Origin of the sequence: Enhydrobacter aerosaccus, assembly GCF_900167455.1 — a bacterium.
Classification (GTDB): domain Bacteria; phylum Pseudomonadota; class Alphaproteobacteria; order Reyranellales; family Reyranellaceae; genus Reyranella; species Reyranella aerosaccus.
In genome coordinates this window covers 76,642-93,039 of the sequence record NZ_FUWJ01000010.1, presented here as the reverse complement: position 1 = coordinate 93,039, position 16,398 = coordinate 76,642, and the positions used below count along the sequence as shown (strand labels likewise).

The window sequence follows — 16,398 nt, the reverse complement described above, 5'->3', positions numbered from 1 at the left end:
CGGCGTCAGGCGCCGCGGCCGGCGGCCGGAATGCGCATCGTGAAACGCGCGCCGACGATGCGTCCGTCCGGAGCCTTGCGATTGCTGGCCGAGATCGAGCCGCCGTAGGTCTCCATGATCTGCCGACAGATGGAGAGGCCGAGGCCCGAGTGCTGGCCGAAATGCTCGGTGGGACGTTCCGAGTAGAAGCGCTGGAAGATGGATTCGAGATTGTCCTCGGGAATGCCGGGGCCCTCGTCGTCGATGGTCACCACGAACGGTCCGTTGCGGGTCTCGCGGCTGAGCTCGATCACGATCCGCGAGCCTGGTGGGCTGAACGACAGGGCGTTGTCGACGACATTGCGGAACACCTGCCCGTACCGCCCGTCATGGCCATGCGCCGCGAAGGGCGGATTGGCGGCGACGCGGAATTCGACCGTGACGCCCGACTTGTTGGCTGTCGTATTGGTGTAATGGCGCGCCATGTCGGACAGCAGCGCCTGCAGGTCGACGGGCTTCACCTCGCCGCGCATCAGTTCCGCGTCGAGCCGCGAGGCATCGGAGATGTCGGATATCAGGCGATTGAGCCGGTTCACGTCGTCGACGACGATCGACATCAGCTTCGCGCGCCGGTCGGGTTCGAGATCGGGCCGCGCGGCGACCTCGATGGCGGATCGCAGCGATGTCAGCGGGTTCTTGAGCTCATGCGCGACGTCGGCGGCGAAGCTCTCGATGGCGTTGAGCCGCTGCCACAGGGCATCGGTCATCGAGCGCAGCGCATCGTTGAGGTCGCCGATCTCGTCGCCGCGGCGGCCGAGGTCGGGGATCTCGGGACGGGTGTCGCGCGCCAGCCGGACGACGTCGGCGGCGCGGGCCAAGCGGACGATCGGCTGGGTAATGGTGCCGGCGAGATAGAGCGAGAGCAGCACGGTGATGCCGAGCGCGGCCACGGCGATGGTCAGCATGTCGTAGCGGACCTCGCGCAACGACGCGGCGATGGCGCGGTTGTCGCGGGTGAGCAGCAGCGCGCCCATCACCTGCTTGAAGCGCTGGACCGGCACGGCGGCGCTCAGCAGCAGCCGGCCGTCCGACGTGACGCGCACGGCCGAGGCGTTGAAGCCGCGCAATGCGCTGGCTGCCTCGGGGAAATCGCGCACGGACGGATTGGAACGCTCGACATATTGCGGATAGCGATCGGCACGCGACAGTTGGCGCGCGATCCAGTCGGCGATGCTCTCGCCGAACCGCTCCTCGCTCTGGTCGTTGGCCTGGTCCTGGGGCGGCGGCAGCGGCACCGAATGAATGCGACCGGCATCGCTCATCAGAGCGGAATCGCCCAGCAGCTCGCCCGTCTCGCTGAACAGTCGGGCGCGAACGCCGGTGGGATGCACGAGCCGGGTCAGGAGCTGACGGGCGGCGTCGGCGTCGAGGCGGTTCACGGTCGTTTCACCGCCCACCACGGCCACTTCGCCGATGCCCGCCGCCACCATCTCGCCCTGCACCAGCAGCGACGCCAGCTCGGCATCGATCAGCTCGTCCTCGTAGTCGCTGAGATACACCGCGCCGAGCGCCAGCAGGGCGACCGGCACGATGTTCAGCAGCAGGATCCGGCGCGTGAGCGGCGAATAGCGGCGGCCATGATGCCGCCGCCGGCGCAGGAGCGACGGGGTCTCGGTGGGCGCCGCGACGGGTGCGCGCCGGAACGGCCAAAGCAGGCGCTTCAGCGCGGCCGCGAGGGGCCGGCGCCAGCGGCTGTCAGGAGTCGCGATATCTGTATCCGATGCCATAAAGCGTTTCGATCTGCTCGAACTCGCCGTCGACCTCGCGGAACTTGCGACGCACGCGCTTGATGTGGCTGTCGATCGTACGGTCGTCGACGTAGATCGTCTCGCCGTACGCGGCATCCATCAGCTGGTCGCGATTCTTCACGTGGCCCGGCCGCTCGGCGAGGGACTTCAGCAACAGGAATTCGGTAACCGTCAGATGCACCTCCTTGCCCTTCCAGGTGCACTGATGACGGCTCGGATCGAGCACCAGATCGCCGCGCACGATGCGCTCGGCCTGGCCTTCGCCCTTGGCGCCGCCGCCGTCGGCGCGCCGCAGCACCGCCCGGATGCGCTCGAGCAGCAGGCGCTGCGAGAAGGGCTTGCGGATGAAATCGTCGGCGCCCATGCGCAGGCCGAGCACCTCGTCGATCTCCTCGTCCTTCGAAGTCAGGAAGATGACGGGGAACTGCTGCGTCTTGCGAACGCGATTCAGCAGCTCCATGCCGTCCATGCGCGGCATCTTGATATCGAAGATGGCGAGGTCCGGCGGCGACTGGTTCAGCCCCTCGAGGGCCGATGCGCCGTCGGAATAGGTCTTGACCTGGAAGCCTTCGGCTTCGAGCAGCATCGACACCGACGTGAGGATGTTGCGGTCGTCGTCGACCAGGGCGATGTTCTTGCGCACGGGTTCTTTTCTCCTGACAGGCTTCTGCGGTCACTCTAGCACAGACCGGGCTGTTGCCGTCGCCTGCCCGATCTGCCATCGATAACTCACCAAATAAGGCTTTTTTCGACCTTCTCCATGGCCAATCAACCATCGCCGGCGCAGTTGGTGCGCGATCTTGTACACGGCAGGGACCGCGCCGCGCTCGCCACGGCGCTGCCTGAGGGGACGGGAAGCTGGCCTTACGCCTCCCTGACCTTGGTCGCCGTCGATCACGATCTGTCGCCGATCCTGCTGCTGAGCGATCTCGCCGACCATAGCCGGGCGATTGCGGCCGATGATCGCGTATCGCTGTTGTTCGACGGCACGGCGGGATTCGAGCAGCCGCTGACGGGTCCGCGAGTATCGCTGCTCGGGCGGGCGGCGTCGACCGACGATGCGCGGCTGAAAAGGCGCTACCTGGCGCATCATCCCGATGCCGGAATGTATGCCGGCTTCAAGGATTTCAAGTTCTACCGCGTGGCGGTCGAACGGGCACACCTGGTCGGCGGCTTTGGCCGGATCCACTGGTTGTCCGCGTCGGATCTGCTGTCTCCGTCGCTGGCCGACTCCGCCGCGGCCTTCGGCAGCGCCGAGGAGTCCATCTTGGCGCATATGAACACCGATCATGCCGATGCGATCCAGCGCTACGCCCAGCGCTTGCTGGGCCTCGACGGCGAAGGCTGGATCATGACCGGACTCGACGCCGAGGGCTTCGACCTGCGGCGCCAGGGCGAGGTCGCGCGACTGGCGTTCGAGACACCGCTCCGCGGCCCGGACGAGGTACGGGCCGTCCTTGTCGACCTCGCGTCGAAAGCGGGAGCGGCATGATGCCGCCGGCCGCGACTGCGCCGGCTCTTCCGGGCTGAGCGGGCAGACCCCATATGGGGCTCACTTGAGTACGACGACCAACGATCCTTCCGCCGCCTCCGAACGGCAGGGCTGGCGCGTGTCCCTGATCGGTGCGCTGGCACTCGCCTTCGGTTCGCTCGCGCTGATCTCGGGCATTGCCTATTTCGCCGTCCTGGCGGGCGCCACCGGCACCACCGAACGTCTGCTCGTGGACCGTGCCGGACGGGTCATCGAGGCGCAGGTCTCGATGGTGCGAAGCCATCTCGACCCCGTGACCGAGCAGCTGGAACTGGTGGCCGCGCTGGCAGCCGACGGCCGGATCGACATCTCCTCGCGTGTGGCCGTGCGCGAGACGCTTGCCGTCATGGTGGCCAAGACGTCCCCGGTTTCCATCGCCGCCTTCGCCGGCCTCGACCTGGAAGTGGATCGCGCCATACGCCTGCCGGACGGCGCGATCATGCGCGACACAATCCCGATCACCAAGCTGCCGGGAACGTTGAGGCGATTTCGCGAACTGGAGACGCAGCACAAGACCTTCTGGGGCGATCTGTTCTGGAGCTCGACGCTGCAGCAACCTGTGCTGAACGTGCGGACACCGGTGCGGCGCAGCGACAACGCCTTCATCGGCGCCCTGGTGGCGACGGTGGGCGTCGGCGACCTGTCGCAGCTGATCGATGATCCGGTCCAGACCGGCGGCGGAGGCTATTTCATCCTGGTGGGCCACGACCAGGTCCTTGCCCACCGCCGCCTGATCCATCCTCAGGGCCTCGGCCTGTCGGAGGCCAAGCCGCTGCCGACCATTACCGAGGTCGGTGATCCGGTGCTTGCCCACATCTGGGACAAGCCAGCCACCAGCTCGAGCATCGAACGCGCCCTGGGTGGCTTCGCCAACATCGTCTCGGTCGACGGACGGCGCTGGGTGTTCGTGCAGCGGGAGCTGCGGGGCTACGGGCCCGATCCGTGGATCGTCGGCCAGTACTTTCCGCTCGAGGAGGCGACGAGCGAGCTCGATCGTCTGACCAACGGCGCCATCGTCGGCGGCATCACGCTGCTGTTTGCCGCCTTGCTGGCCCTGCTCATGGGGCTGCGCATGGCGCGCTCGATCCGCACCATCACGACCGCCGCCGAGGCGATCGAACGGCTCGAATTCGAGCAGCCCATGCATCGCCCGTCACGGCTGCGCGAGATTGACGACGCCGGGCGCAGCCTCGAGAAGGCGCGTAGCGCGCTGAAGTGGTTCGGCGTCTACGTGCCGCACCGTCTGGTGCAGCGCCTGATGGAGCGTGGCGAGGCTGGCGTCGCGTCGCGTCGCGTCAAGGCCACGATCATGTTCACCGACATCGTGGAATTCACGCCGCATGCCGAGAGCCTGCCCGAGCACGAGACGGCGGATCTGCTCAATCATCATTTCGCCCTGCTGGGCGCCTGCATCGAGCACGAGCATGGCGTGATCGACAAGTATATCGGCGATTCGGTGATGGCGGTGTGGGGCGGTGTCTCCGCCGCCGAGGATCACGCCGACCACGCCATCCGTGCCGCGCTCGCCATCGCGCGCGTCATCAAGGAAGACAATGTTCAGCGTCGTGCCGAAGGCAAGCCGCCGATCCGCGTGCGCATCGGCCTCCATTCGGGACCGGTCGTGGTCGGCAATATCGGCGCGCCCGGGCGGGTGAATTTCACGGTGGTGGGCGACACGGTCAACATCGCTCAGCGCTTCGAGCAGCTCGGCAAGGAATTCTTGGTTCCGGGCGAGGAGGTGGTGGTGCTGACGAGCGGGGAGACCCTGGCCGCCGTCAAGGACCGCGACTCCCTCGGCATCGACCTGCCGCCGCCGCAGCGCTGGGGCCTGCGCGGCCACGAACAGCCAGTCGACGTCTATCGACTGGTCTGATGTCGCCGGTGTGCGATCAGTAGATCGCCTTGAGCGTCGACGCTGCCGGTGTCGACTGGCGGACGCGCTGTACCGCGGCGCGGAGATCCGACAGGTATTCATCCATGACCGGCACATGGAGGCGCGACACCATGCGGTGAATGGCCTTCGGCTTTTGCAGCAGGCCTGGCAGCCAGCCCTTCTCGGCCATCACTTCAGCCACCCGGAAGATGTCGATCTCGTGGGAGCCGAAGGCGACGATGGAAAGATGAGGATCGCCCACGACCTTCAATCCCGGGATCGCGGCGATGCCCGCGCGATAGGCATCGACATGCGTGAGCAGGTCCTCGGCGATCCGCTTGTAGCCTGTGACTCCCAGGTGCCTGAACACAGCCCATGCAGCGGCAACGCCGCCGGCCGGGCGGGTTCCGACGATCGTCGTGGTGTAGAAGCGCCCATTCGGCCAGCCCGAGAATTCGAACGGGTGAAAGCGCGCCTGTTCGGCGGAACGATAGAACACCGTCGAGGCGGGCTTCGGGCATAGTCCGAACTTGTGCAGATCGGCCGACAGGGAGCACACGCCGTCGATGGCGAAATCGAAGGCCGGAACCGGTCGGCCCAGCATGCGGGCGAAGGGCGCGATATAGCCGCCGACGCAGGCATCGACATGCATCCACACATCCCGCTCGCGGGCAATGGCGGCGATCTCGGCGATCGGGTCGACCACGCCGTAGGGGAAGCAGGGCGCCGAGCCGACCACCATGATGGTGTCGTCGTCGATGGCCGCCCGGAGGGCGGCCGGATCCGCCCGGAAATCGGCGCCGACGGCAAGCCGGCGAACATCGATATCCATCAGCCGTCCCGCCTTGTCGAAGGCAGGGTGCACCGACTCCGCGGCCACGATGTTGCTGCGCCTTGCCGAGGTCTTTCGCGTCGCGCGGGCGAGATCGCGGCAGGCCTGCACGGCCTGGATGATGCTTTCGGTGCCGCCCGTCGTCGTGAAGCCCACGGCCTTTGGCGGTGCGTTGAACAGCCCGAGCGCCATGTCGATCACCTCGGTCTCGAGCTGCTTCACGCTCGGGAAGGCGCGGTGCATGCCGAGCGCGTTCTCGCTGAAGTATTCGAGGAAGGCGGCGCGGCCCAGCTCGTAGATCTCGTCGACGGGATTGAACGCGTAGGCCGGCGACCGGCCGTTCTTCCAGTCGCAATCCTTGTGCTTGAGCGCGGAGAGTGCCGCGAGCACCTCTTCCGCGGCCATTCCATTGTCGGGCATCAGCGTCCGCATGACGTTCCGCTCCTCCGTCGTCAGTTGACGGCGTTATGAGGAGCCGTCTACAGTTCGTCAATGCAAAACGATCGTTCGGCAAAGCCGAACAAGCCCAGACCGAGATCAGGACTCAACAGCGGCTTGGATGTGCTCGAGGCCATTGCTGCAGAGCGCGGTTCGCTCACCTTGACGGAGATCGCGGCTCGACTCGGCATGTCGAAATCGAGCGTGCACGATTTGCTCGGCACGCTGTCCGAGCGCGGCTACGTGAAGAAGCTGGGCGACAGCGGCTATGGCGTCGGGATGAAGGCCTGGGAGGTTGGCTGCCTGTCGGCGCCGATCGGAATGGCACGGACGGCGGCGCCGCACATGACGCAACTGGTCCGTGCCGTGACGCATGGCGTGTCGCTCGCGGTGCTCGATGGCGCGGAAACGGTTTGCATTCAGCTGATCGAGGCGGCCCGCGCCGTCCGCGTCCACAACAACATCGGCGATCGCAGTCCGGCGCACGCCGTGTCGGCGGGATTGGCGATGTTGTCGACCATGGACGACGAGGAGGTGGCGAGGCTCCTGCCAGGCAGGCTGCCGCGCATCACCTCCGAAACGCTCACGACGCGCGAGGATCTGCTGGCCGAGCTGGGGCGCGTGCGCCGCCGCGGCTACTCGATCAGTCGCGGTGCCTGGCGCATTGATGTGGCCGGCATCGCGGTGCCCGTTCGCGGCCCCGATGGCCGGGTGGCGGCGGGGCTGGCGATTGCCGCTCCTCGTGACGACGTGACGGATGATTGGATCAGGGGCGCGGCGCCTCTTCTCAAGAGTGCCGCGCGGAAGATCGAGACGGATTTCGGCGCACCGTCCCTCGATGGCGCGATCGGCCGGCAGGGGGCTACGCGATGAATGGCGAGGTGGGGGCGAGGGTCGAGGTCAGGTCGATCTCGAAGATCTTCCGGCGCTCCAGGCAGGTCACCCAGGCCCTGGCGTCAGTCGACCTCTGTGTCGAACCGGGCGAGTTCATCTGCCTGCTCGGACCGTCCGGCTGCGGCAAGTCGACCTTGTTGCACATCGTTGCCGGCTTCATCGCGCCCGACGCCGGAGAGGTGCGAGTGGACGGCATCGCCAAGACCGGACCCGGTGCGGACCGCTGCATGCTGTTCCAGGCGCCGACCCTGTTCCCCTGGCTTACCACCATCGACAACGTCCTGTTCGGCCTCCGCGCCCGTGGTGCGATCACCAGCGAAAGCCGTCGTCAGGCCGGTGAGCTGCTGGAGCTGGTCGGCCTCGGCTCCTTCGGTGGCCACTATCCGCACCAGCTCTCCGGCGGCATGCGCCATCGCGCGGCGCTCGCGCGCGCCCTGATCAACCGTCCGCGGGTGCTGCTGATGGACGAGCCCTTCGCTGCTCTCGACGCCATCACGCGCGAGGCGATGCAGAACTTCCTGCTCGGACTATGGGGGCGGGAGCGGACGACGATCATCTTCGTCACCCATGACGTGGAGGAGGCGGCGCTTCTTTCCGATCGGGTCTGCGTGATGTCGGGGCGGCCGGGGCGCATCATTGCCACCGAGGAGATCGCGCTCGGTCGCCCGCGCGACGAGGTGTTGCGCGATACCGCCGAGTTCGTGTCGCTGCGCCGCAAGCTCCGCGAAAGGCTAGCCGACGCATGAGCAGCATTCCCGCTTCTCGCCCCTCAGGATCGTCGCGCCTGTTCGATGGCGTCTTGCCGCGAGCCCGTCACTGGTTGATCTCGATCGGCAGCGTCGCGCTCGGCCTGGTCGTCTGGCATCTGGCCGCGGTCGTCGTCGTTCGCGATCCGGTGCTGTTGCCCGGACCGCTCGCCACCGCCCAGGTGCTGATCCGCTATCTGAGCACACCCTATCCGGCCGACGGCGAGACGCTGATCGGCCATGCGCTGGTGAGCATGGCGCGCGTTCTCGCCGGCTTTGCCGTCGGCTCGATCATCGGCATTGCCGTGGGGGCCTTGATGGCCGGAATCCGCGGCTTTCGTGCCATGGTCGATCCCTTCATCGAGATCACCCGTCCGCTGCCGCCGCTCGCCTTCGTGCCCGTGCTGATCGTCTGGTTCGGCATCGGCGAGGCACCGAAGATCATCCTCATCGCCGCCGGTGTCGTGCCGGTCATGGCGATCTCGACCGCGGCAGGCCTCGATGGCGTGTCCAACGACATGCTGAATTGCGCCCGCTGCCTGGGTGCGTCCGAGTGGTACACCATGCTGCATGTCCGCATCCGGGCCGCCATGCCGCAGATCATCACTGGCATGCGCCTTTCCGTCGGCCTGTCATGGACGAGCATCGTGGCGGTCGAGATGATCGCGGCGACGGCAGGTCTTGGCTTCGTCATCCTGCAGGCCGGCCAGTTCCTCAATACCAGCCTGATCTTCTCCGGCATCTTGATCATTGCCGCCTTGGGGTTGGCCATCGATGCGGCGCTGCGGCGCCTGCAGTGGCATCTCGATCCGAGCATGAGGCCCTAGGCGGGCATTCGTTCAGCAACAAAGAGGGGGCAACGAGCGTGCGATCCATAACTGTTCTCCTGGCGACGGCTTTCGCCGGGGCCGCATTCGCCGCAACCGCCGTGCAGGCCGAACCGATCAACATCTCGACCTGGGCCCATGGCGCGCCGTTGCAGGAGGCGGTGATCGCCACCCAGCCGGACCTATTGAAGAAGATTCCGGGTGAGGTGAAGTGGCTGCCGATCAGCAGCGGCCCCGCCGCGCTCGCCGGCATGAAGGGCGGCGCCTACAACATCGTCAACGGCGTCGGCAATCCGCCGGTCACGACAGCGATCGCCAACGGTTTGGACATCAAGGTCGTGTGGGCGCAGTTCTATGACAATGCCGGCCTTGTTCTCGACGCCTCGCTCTCGCCTGAGCAAATGGCCGGCAAGACCTTCGGCACCCTTCAGGGATCGTCGGAAGATTTTGCCTTCAACGGGTGGCTCGAGGCCAAGGGCCTCGCCGGCAAGGTCAGGCTGGTCGGACTGGAGCGGCAGGCGATGGTCGCCGCGTTCAAGACCAAGGCGATCTCCGGCGGCGTGAATTCCGAACCCGGCGTGGGCCAGATGATCGCCGATGGCGGCAAGCTCGTCGCCACGACGCGCGAAATGGGAGCGCTCGGTTATCCGGCCCTCGATGTCGTGGTCGTCGATGGCGACTTCGCGAAGAAGCGCCCGGATGTCGTGCAGGCCTATGTCTGCGCCCAGTACGCCGCCTACAAGCTGATGACGGGCTCCACCAAGGATGAAGTCTTCCGCAAGGCCGCGGCCTTCGTCGGCGCCGACCCCGAGCAGGCCGTCAAAGTCGGCACGTCGTGGCCGATCTGGAAGCCGGAAGACGAACTGACCGAACGCGGCCTCGGCGCGCCCGGCAAGATCGCGGAGGGAGAAGTGGCCAAGGCCTATTTCCGGACCGGCGCCTGGTTGAAGAAGGCGGGCCGGCTGGAGAATCCGCCCAGCATGGAGGCGATCGTCTCCCACATCGACCCAACCTACGCCCAGAAGGCGCTGGCCGGCGGCTGCAACTGAGGTCCGTGCAGGGGCACGACGGAAGCCGGCGTTCGTCGAGCGCCGGCCGCCGACTCAGGTCAACTTGACCATGATGTGCTTGGCATAGGCGGGGCGGGTCGTCAGGCGCTCGTACCACGCTCGAAGGTTCTTGAGCTCGGGCCGTTCGATGTCGAGCGCGTACCAGCGATAGACCATGCAGCCGGCCGGAATGTCGCCCATGGTGAAGTACTGGCCGGCGACATACTTGCGGCCCTCGAGCCAACCGTCGAGCCGAGCCCACAGTCCGCCGAGTTCCTTGATTGCCTTGGCGATCGCCACCATGTCGCGCTTCTCGGGTGGCGTGCGGATCAGGCCCCAGAAGACGATGCGCATGCCGTCCAAAATGGTGGCGAGCTGCCAGTCCATCCAGCGATCGGCTTCGCTGCGCTCGCCCGCATCGGTCGGCCACAGCGAGCCGGCGGCATAGCGCGCCGCGAGATAGCGCACGCAGGAATTGCTTTCCCAGATGATGCGTCCGCCATCCTCGATGGTCGGCACGACGCCGTTGGGGTTCATCTTGAGATACCAGGGCTGATCGTTGCCGCCGAATGCTCCGCCGACATCCTCGCGCGTGTAGGCCACGCCGCATTCATCGGCCGCCCATAGCACCTTCTGCACGTTGATCGAATTGGCGCGTCCCCAGATCTTCATGCTTCCTCCAACGGTTTGCTCGTCAATGCGCCGCCGCCCAGTTCAGGCCGACGCCGGTCTCGACCACCAGCGGGACGGAGAGTTTGGCGGCGCCTTCCATCACCGTGCGGGCGACCTCCTTGGTCTTGTCGATCTCCTGGTCGGCGACCTCGAACAGCAGTTCGTCGTGCACCTGCAGCAGCATGCGCGCCTCGAGATGGGCGTCCTTGAGGGCCTGCGGCAGACGGATCATGGCGCGCTTGATGATGTCGGCGGCGCCGCCTTGCAAGGGGGCGTTGATCGCGGCCCGCTCGGCGAAGGCGCGCATGCCCTGGCTCTTGTCGTTGATGAATTTGAGATGGATCTTGCGGCCGAACGGCGTCTGCACGAAGCCATGCTTGCGTGCGAAATCCTTAGTGCGCTCCATGTAGTCGCGGATGCCGGGATAGCGCTGGAAATACTTGGCGATGTAGTCGCGCGCCTCGGGCTGGCCGATGCCGAGCTGGGCGGCGAGGCCGAAGGCCGAGATGCCGTAGATGATGCCGAAGTTGATCGCCTTGGCGCGACGGCGCACCAGAGGATCCATGCCCTTCACCGGCACGCCAAACATCTCGCTCGCGGTGATGGCGTGGATGTCGTCGCCGCGCGCGAACGCTTCCTTGAGAGAGCCGATGTCGGCGACATGGGCGAGCAGGCGCAGCTCGATCTGCGAATAGTCGGCGGACAGGAGCTTGTGACCCTTCTCGGCGATGAAGGCCTCGCGGATCTTGCGCCCTTCCTCGGTGCGCACCGGGATGTTCTGCAGGTTGGGATCGGTCGAAGCCAAACGACCGGTGGCCGCGCCGGTCATGTGATAGGAGGTGTGCACGCGCCCGGTCTTGGCGTCGAGCTCGCGCACCAGCGCATCGGTGTAGGTGCCCTTGAGCTTGGCGAGCTGGCGATGCTCCAGGATCTTCACCGGCAGCGGATGGCCGGCATTGGCCAGTTCCTCCAGCACCGACGCATCGGTCGACCAGGCGCCGGTCTTGCTGCGCTTGCCGCCAGGCAGCTTCTGCTCGTCGAACAGGATCTCGCCCAACTGCTTGGGCGAACTGACGTTGAACTCGCGGCCGGCGATCTTGTGGATCTCGCGCTCGAGCTCGCCCAGCCGCTTCTCGAAGTCGGCCGACAGCCGCTTGAGGGCAGGGGCGTCGACCTTGATGCCGGCCTGCTCCATGCTGAGCAGCACCGGGATCAGCGGCCGCTCGATCGTCTCGTACATGGTCACCATGCGCTCGTGCGCGAGGCGGGGTTTGAACTGCGCCCAGAGCTGCAGCGTGACGTCGGCGTCCTCGGCGGCATATTCCATCGCCCGCTCGATCGGCACCCGGTCGAAGCTCACCTGCTTGGCGCCGCTGCCGGCGACGTCGGAGAACTTGATGGTCTTGTGGTCGAGATAGCGCTCGGCCAGCTCGTCCATGCCATGGCCATGCTTGCCGCCGTCGAGCACGAACGACAGCAGCATCGTGTCATCGACCGGACCGATGCGCACGCCGTGGCGTTCGAACACGCACATGTCGTACTTGATGTTCTGGCCGACCTTGAGGACGCCGGGATCCTCGAGCAGGGGCTTCAGCTTGGCGATGGCCGTCTCGAGCGCGAGCTGGTCCGGCAGCAGCTTGCCGTCGCCGTCAGCGCGTTCATCGGCACCGCCGAGATCGAGCGCGCCCTGCGCCTCGGCTTTCTTCGTCCCGCCCGGCGCGCGATGGCTGATTGGCAAGTACGCGGCCCGTCGCCGTGTCGAGTTGACGTTGCCCCACGGCCCGTCGAGCAGGGCGAGCGAGACGCCGACCAGTCCGGCGTTGTTGGAATCGAGCGCGTCGGTCTCGCAATCGAACGCGACCACTCCGGCCTTGGTCGCCTCGCTGATCCACTCGTCGAGCGCCGCCTCGTCGCGGATCAACTCGTAGTCGGCGGTCGTGAACGGTCGATTGGGTTTGGCATGGGCCGCTGGAGCAGGCTTCATCGGCTCCGTCTTCTTCGGCGGCAGAGGCGCCGTCGCGGCCGGCGCGACCGGGGCCGTCGCCTCGCCCAGCTCCTTGGTGTACTTGGCGATCAGGCTCTTGAAGCCCTGCTGCTCCAGCCATGGCAGCAGCACGTTGGGATCGGGCCTCTTCTTGTCGAAGGTGTCGGGATCGGCAGGGGCGGGCACGTCGTCCCTGAGGTGCACCAGCTGCTTCGAGATGCGGGCTAGCTCCGCATTCGTCTGCAGCGCCTCGCGGCGCTTGGGCTGCTTGATCTCGCCGGCGCGCTGCAGGAGGGTTTCGAGGTCGCCGTACTCGTTGATGAGCTGCGCCGCTGTCTTGACTCCGATGCCGGGCACGCCGGGCACATTGTCGGTCGAGTCGCCCGCCAGCGCCTGCACGTCCACCACCTTGTCGGGGGTGACGCCGAATTTTTCCATCACCGCTTCGGGCCCGAGCTTCTTCTGCTTGATCGGATCCATCATGTCGACGCCGGGCCGGATCAACTGCATCAGATCCTTGTCCGAGGAGACGATGGTGCAGCTGCCGCCTTCCTCGACGGCCAGGCGGGCATAGGTCGCGATCAGGTCGTCCGCCTCGTAGCCCTCGAGTTCGCACACCGTGACATTGAACGCTTTGGCCGCCTCGCGGATCAGCGGGAATTGCGGGATCAGGTCTTCCGGCGGTTCGGGCCGGTTGGCCTTGTACTTGTCGTAGATCTGGTTGCGGAAGGTGGTGCGCCCCGCATCGAGGATCATCGCGATATGATCGACCTCAGGGTCATCGAGATGGATCGCCAGCATGCGGCAGAAGCCGTAGACGGCATTGATCGGCGTGCCGTCGGGCCGCGTCATCGGCGGCAACGCGTGATAGGCGCGGAACAGATAGCCCGAGCCATCGACGAGATAGAGGTGCCGGATCGGCGAGCCGTCGCCCGTCTTGGGTTTGCTCGCGGGCTGGGCGGGAGCGGGAGCCGTGCCGGCGGCCGGTGCGGAAGCCTTGGATTTCGCCATGCCCAAGGTCTAGCACGCCGAAAGTGGCGGCAGGGAGACGCTTGCACTCATTTGCCCACCGGGCTATGTCCCCGCCGTCATTGGGGAGTAGCCGGCCCTGCTTCAGGGGCGGTGGCGTCAACAGACTTGGTCTCTCCGCAGGGAGACCATGGCGCTTCCGGCGATTGCGGCCCGCTTGCGGGTCCGAGCTTGGCGAGACCTTTGGTTGGTCGGCGTTTCACCCGCGGGATCGGGCGGCGCCGGCAGCCAACAGGTTACGCGCTCGATCCCGCTCGATGATCCGATGGAAACCTTCTTCATTTCGGCGGGCCTCGTGGCCGTGGCCGAGATCGGCGACAAGACCCAGCTGCTCGCCATGATCCTCGCCAGCCGCTATCGCCAGCCCGTCCCCATCATCCTCGGCATTCTCGTCGCCACGCTGGCCAATCATGCGCTGGCGGCCAGCATCGGCGCCGAGGTGGCGGCGTGGATCGGGCCGCAGAGCATGCGGTGGATCCTGGCCGTGCTGTTCCTGGCCATGGCCGTGTGGTGCCTGATCCCGGACAAGGCCGACGAGGGGCCCAAGGCCGCCAGCCGCGCCGGTGCCTTTCTTGCCACCACGGTTGCCTTCTTCCTGGTCGAGATGGGCGACAAGACGCAGATCGCCACAGTCGGTCTCGCCGCGCGCTTTCATGACGTCGCCGTCGTCACTGCCGGCACGACGACGGGCATGCTGCTGGCCAACGTGCCGGCGGTGCTGTTCGGCGATGTGCTGTCGCGCAAGATCCCGCTCCAGCTCGTCCGCACCATCGCGGCGGCCGCCTTCGCCCTTCTCGGCGTTCTGAGCCTGATCGGCGTCGACATGGGATTGTTCTAGCGGGTGTCCCCGCACGCTGGGACAGGACCGATAGCGGTGCCACAAGGACTTTCAGGGTTCTGTCCCGCCGTCCCGTCTGTCCCCAGCTGTCCCCAGCTGTCCCGCCTGTCCCAGCCCTTCAGGTGAAGCCGAGCCGATGACGGGTGTCGGCGGCAGCAGGGGAGGCCAGCCGGGCAATCAGCGCCATCGCTTCGCCTGGAGCGCCGGCGCTGGTCGTGACGGCGGCCGTGTAGGTGGTCACAAGCTCGCAGCCCGGCGGCAGGGCGGCGGCGAGGACGATGCCAGGCGTTGCCAGGATCTCGGTTGCCTGGGTGCAACCCACCGGATGGAGTGCCGTCGACTCGGCCAGGGCCAGCATGGCCGTGGCGCCATTGGGTGCCGGGCGCGAGATGGCCGCTACCTGGTCGGCAATGCCGAGCTCCTTCAGCACATTCGCGAAATGAATGCCGGCGGTGGCCCGGCCGGGATCGGGAAAGTGGATCTCATCGGCGGCGAGCAGGGCTTCCCGCAGGGCCTCGCGGTTGCCGAGCGCCGGTCTGGGGTCGCCGCGCCGGATGGCGATGGCGGTGGCGACCGATCCAAGGTCGCGGGCCGAGGCGCCATCGACATAACCGTCGCGTGCCAGCGTCTCGATCAGCGCGCGGCTCAGGATCACGAGATCGGCCGGCTCGCCACCGACAAGCTTGTCGCGCATGGCGCCGACGGCGCTGAAAGTACCGTCGATCCCGCAACGGCTTTCGACCTCGAAGGCGGGCCGCAGCGCCTCGACCAGTCCCTGCGCGGCGCCGCCGCTCAGGAGACGCACTCTTTTCGTCATTGGATCCTGGCTCCCGACAGTTCGACCACCTTGGCCCATTTCTCGATATCGCGCCGCAGGAAGGCGTCGAACGCGGCGGGGGTCATGATCATCGGCACGGCGCCCTGCTCGGCCCAGGCCTTGCGGGTTTGCGGGTTGGCAACGATCTTGCCGATCTCGGCGTTCAGCCGTTCGACGATATCCTTCGGCGTGCCGATCGGTGCCATGACGCCCAGCCAGATGGTGGCTTCGTAGCCCGGGACGCCGGCTTCATTCAGCGTCGGCACATCGGGCAACACCGTCGAGCGCGTCAGCCCGGTCGTCGCCAGCGCTCGGACTTCGCCCGCCTCGATCGTGCCCTTCATGGCCGTCACCGCGTCGAACATCATCTGCACGTGGCCGCCCATGACGTCGGTGCGCGCCTCGCCGCTATTCTTGTGCGGCACATGCAGGATGTCGGTGCCGCTCATGGCTTTGAACAGCTCGCCGGCCATGTGATAGGGCGTGCCCGGCCCGGACGAGGCATAGGTGAGCATGCCCGGGTTGGCTTTGGCGAGCGCGATGAATTCCTGAAGCGTCCTTGCCTTCACCGACGGGTGCACCACCATCACCAGGTCCGACGAATTCACCGGCGCCACCGCCGCAAGGTCGCGCATCAGCACGTACGGCTTGCGCGCGAACAAGGTTTCGTTGGTGGTCTGCGTGTTGGACATCATCAGCAGCGTGTATCCGTCGGGCGCCGCCTTCGCGACCATGTCCGTGCCGATGATCCCGCCCGCGCCGGGCTTGTCGTCGACGATGAATTGCTGGCCCAGCGATTCGGTCAGGCCTTGAGCCAGGATACGCGCATAGACATCGGCCGGACCGCCGGGGCCGAAAGGCACGACGATCTTCACCGGATTGCTCGGCCAGGATTGTGCCTGCGCCGGCGCGGCAGCGGGCGTTTGCGCGAGCGCCGCGACAGCCCAGGCCAGCACCATGGATCGGAGCTTGCAGCCCACCGTCTTCCTCCCTGATCCACGTCGTTGCGTGGTTGCCGCCACTTCTCCCGGTGGCGAGCGCGAGTCATGACACGGCCGGGAGGGCTCGGCCACTGCTTCGC

Annotated in this window: 14 protein-coding genes and 1 riboswitch; of the genes, 7 read left to right on the top strand and 7 right to left on the bottom strand. The window is 66.7% G+C overall.

Features of this window, described 5'->3' with window-relative positions; all coding sequences use genetic code 11:
* Positions 1–5: 5 nt before the first annotated feature.
* Complete coding sequence (locus B5D62_RS25705) at positions 6–1,766, bottom strand: sensor histidine kinase (protein ID WP_085936912.1); 1,761 nt, start codon at positions 1,764–1,766, stop codon at positions 6–8.
* A complete protein-coding gene (locus B5D62_RS25700; protein WP_085936911.1) occupies positions 1,735–2,430 on the bottom strand; it encodes a response regulator transcription factor in 696 nt (231 codons plus the stop codon). Before B5D62_RS25700 ends, B5D62_RS25705 begins: the two co-directional genes overlap by 32 nt.
* A 117-nt stretch (positions 2,431–2,547) precedes the next feature.
* Here B5D62_RS25700 and B5D62_RS25695 point away from each other — a divergent pair, with 117 nt between their 5' ends.
* Both B5D62_RS25695 and B5D62_RS25690 read left to right on the top strand, forming a co-directional pair.
* Positions 2,548–3,279: a HugZ family pyridoxamine 5'-phosphate oxidase gene (locus B5D62_RS25695; RefSeq protein WP_085936910.1), complete on the top strand. Its 732-nt coding sequence runs from the start codon at positions 2,548–2,550 to the stop codon at positions 3,277–3,279.
* Between the two features lie 64 nt (positions 3,280–3,343).
* Positions 3,344–5,191: an adenylate/guanylate cyclase domain-containing protein gene (locus tag B5D62_RS25690; RefSeq protein WP_085936909.1), complete on the top strand. Its 1,848-nt coding sequence runs from the start codon at positions 3,344–3,346 to the stop codon at positions 5,189–5,191.
* Between the two features lie 16 nt (positions 5,192–5,207).
* Here B5D62_RS25690 and B5D62_RS25685 read toward each other — a convergent pair whose 3' ends face one another.
* The gene (locus tag B5D62_RS25685; protein ID WP_085936908.1) at positions 5,208–6,455 is read right to left on the bottom strand and encodes a pyridoxal phosphate-dependent decarboxylase family protein; all 1,248 of its coding nucleotides are present in this window, start codon (positions 6,453–6,455) and stop codon (positions 5,208–5,210) included.
* A gap of 129 nt (positions 6,456–6,584) precedes the next feature.
* On the opposite strand from B5D62_RS25685, the gene B5D62_RS25680 reads away from it, so the two are divergent.
* Genes B5D62_RS25680 through B5D62_RS25665 form a run of 4 tightly spaced genes read left to right on the top strand, consistent with a single transcriptional unit; the run spans position 6,585 to position 9,977 of the window.
* Complete coding sequence (locus B5D62_RS25680) at positions 6,585–7,334, top strand: IclR family transcriptional regulator (protein ID WP_231714946.1); 750 nt, start codon at positions 6,585–6,587, stop codon at positions 7,332–7,334.
* Positions 7,331–8,101, top strand: coding sequence for an ABC transporter ATP-binding protein (locus B5D62_RS25675; RefSeq protein WP_085936906.1), 771 nt, complete (start codon positions 7,331–7,333; stop codon positions 8,099–8,101). The genes B5D62_RS25680 and B5D62_RS25675 overlap by 4 nt, the downstream gene beginning before the upstream one ends.
* On the top strand, positions 8,098–8,928 hold the full coding sequence (locus B5D62_RS25670; RefSeq protein ID WP_085936905.1) for an ABC transporter permease: 831 nt from the start codon (positions 8,098–8,100) through the stop codon (positions 8,926–8,928). The genes B5D62_RS25675 and B5D62_RS25670 overlap by 4 nt, the downstream gene beginning before the upstream one ends.
* Positions 8,929–8,966: 38 nt before the next feature.
* Entirely contained in the window at positions 8,967–9,977 is a 1,011-nt protein-coding gene (locus B5D62_RS25665; protein ID WP_085936904.1) for an ABC transporter substrate-binding protein, read from the top strand.
* Between the two features lie 54 nt (positions 9,978–10,031).
* Here B5D62_RS25665 and B5D62_RS25660 read toward each other — a convergent pair whose 3' ends face one another.
* Together B5D62_RS25660 and polA are read right to left on the bottom strand one after the other, a co-directional pair.
* Entirely contained in the window at positions 10,032–10,649 is a 618-nt protein-coding gene (locus B5D62_RS25660) for a glutathione S-transferase family protein (RefSeq protein ID WP_085936903.1), read from the bottom strand.
* A gap of 22 nt (positions 10,650–10,671) precedes the next feature.
* On the bottom strand, positions 10,672–13,644 hold the full coding sequence (gene polA, locus B5D62_RS25655; protein WP_085936902.1) for a DNA polymerase I: 2,973 nt from the start codon (positions 13,642–13,644) through the stop codon (positions 10,672–10,674).
* A gap of 70 nt (positions 13,645–13,714) precedes the next feature.
* Positions 13,715–13,821, top strand: a riboswitch (yybP-ykoY riboswitch).
* Between the two features lie 28 nt (positions 13,822–13,849).
* Between polA and B5D62_RS25650 the strand changes: the two genes are divergently transcribed.
* A complete protein-coding gene (locus B5D62_RS25650) occupies positions 13,850–14,500 on the top strand; it encodes a TMEM165/GDT1 family protein (protein ID WP_231714940.1) in 651 nt (216 codons plus the stop codon).
* Positions 14,501–14,618: 118 nt separating this feature from the next.
* Here the strand turns inward: B5D62_RS25650 and B5D62_RS25645 are convergent, their stop codons facing one another.
* Positions 14,619–15,317 (bottom strand): molybdate ABC transporter substrate-binding protein, encoded by a 699-nt coding sequence (locus B5D62_RS25645; RefSeq protein ID WP_085936901.1) that lies wholly within the window; start codon positions 15,315–15,317, stop codon positions 14,619–14,621.
* Entirely contained in the window at positions 15,314–16,276 is a 963-nt protein-coding gene (locus B5D62_RS25640; RefSeq protein WP_085936900.1) for a tripartite tricarboxylate transporter substrate binding protein, read from the bottom strand. The genes B5D62_RS25645 and B5D62_RS25640 overlap by 4 nt, the downstream gene beginning before the upstream one ends.
* Positions 16,277–16,398 lie beyond the last annotated feature (122 nt).

Coding starts and splice junctions, on each gene's coding strand:
- B5D62_RS25695 (WP_085936910.1), top strand. CDS start 2,548: ATGGCCAATCAACCATCGCCGGCGCAGTTGGTGCGCGATCTTGTACAC.
- polA (WP_085936902.1), bottom strand. CDS start 13,644: ATGGCGAAATCCAAGGCTTCCGCACCGGCCGCCGGCACGGCTCCCGCT.
- B5D62_RS25685 (WP_085936908.1), bottom strand. CDS start 6,455: ATGCGGACGCTGATGCCCGACAATGGAATGGCCGCGGAAGAGGTGCTC.
- B5D62_RS25670 (WP_085936905.1), top strand. CDS start 8,098: ATGAGCAGCATTCCCGCTTCTCGCCCCTCAGGATCGTCGCGCCTGTTC.
- B5D62_RS25645 (WP_085936901.1), bottom strand. CDS start 15,317: ATGACGAAAAGAGTGCGTCTCCTGAGCGGCGGCGCCGCGCAGGGACTG.
- B5D62_RS25660 (WP_085936903.1), bottom strand. CDS start 10,649: ATGAAGATCTGGGGACGCGCCAATTCGATCAACGTGCAGAAGGTGCTA.
- B5D62_RS25675 (WP_085936906.1), top strand. CDS start 7,331: ATGAATGGCGAGGTGGGGGCGAGGGTCGAGGTCAGGTCGATCTCGAAG.
- B5D62_RS25640 (WP_085936900.1), bottom strand. CDS start 16,276: ATGGTGCTGGCCTGGGCTGTCGCGGCGCTCGCGCAAACGCCCGCTGCC.
- B5D62_RS25705 (WP_085936912.1), bottom strand. CDS start 1,766: ATGGCATCGGATACAGATATCGCGACTCCTGACAGCCGCTGGCGCCGG.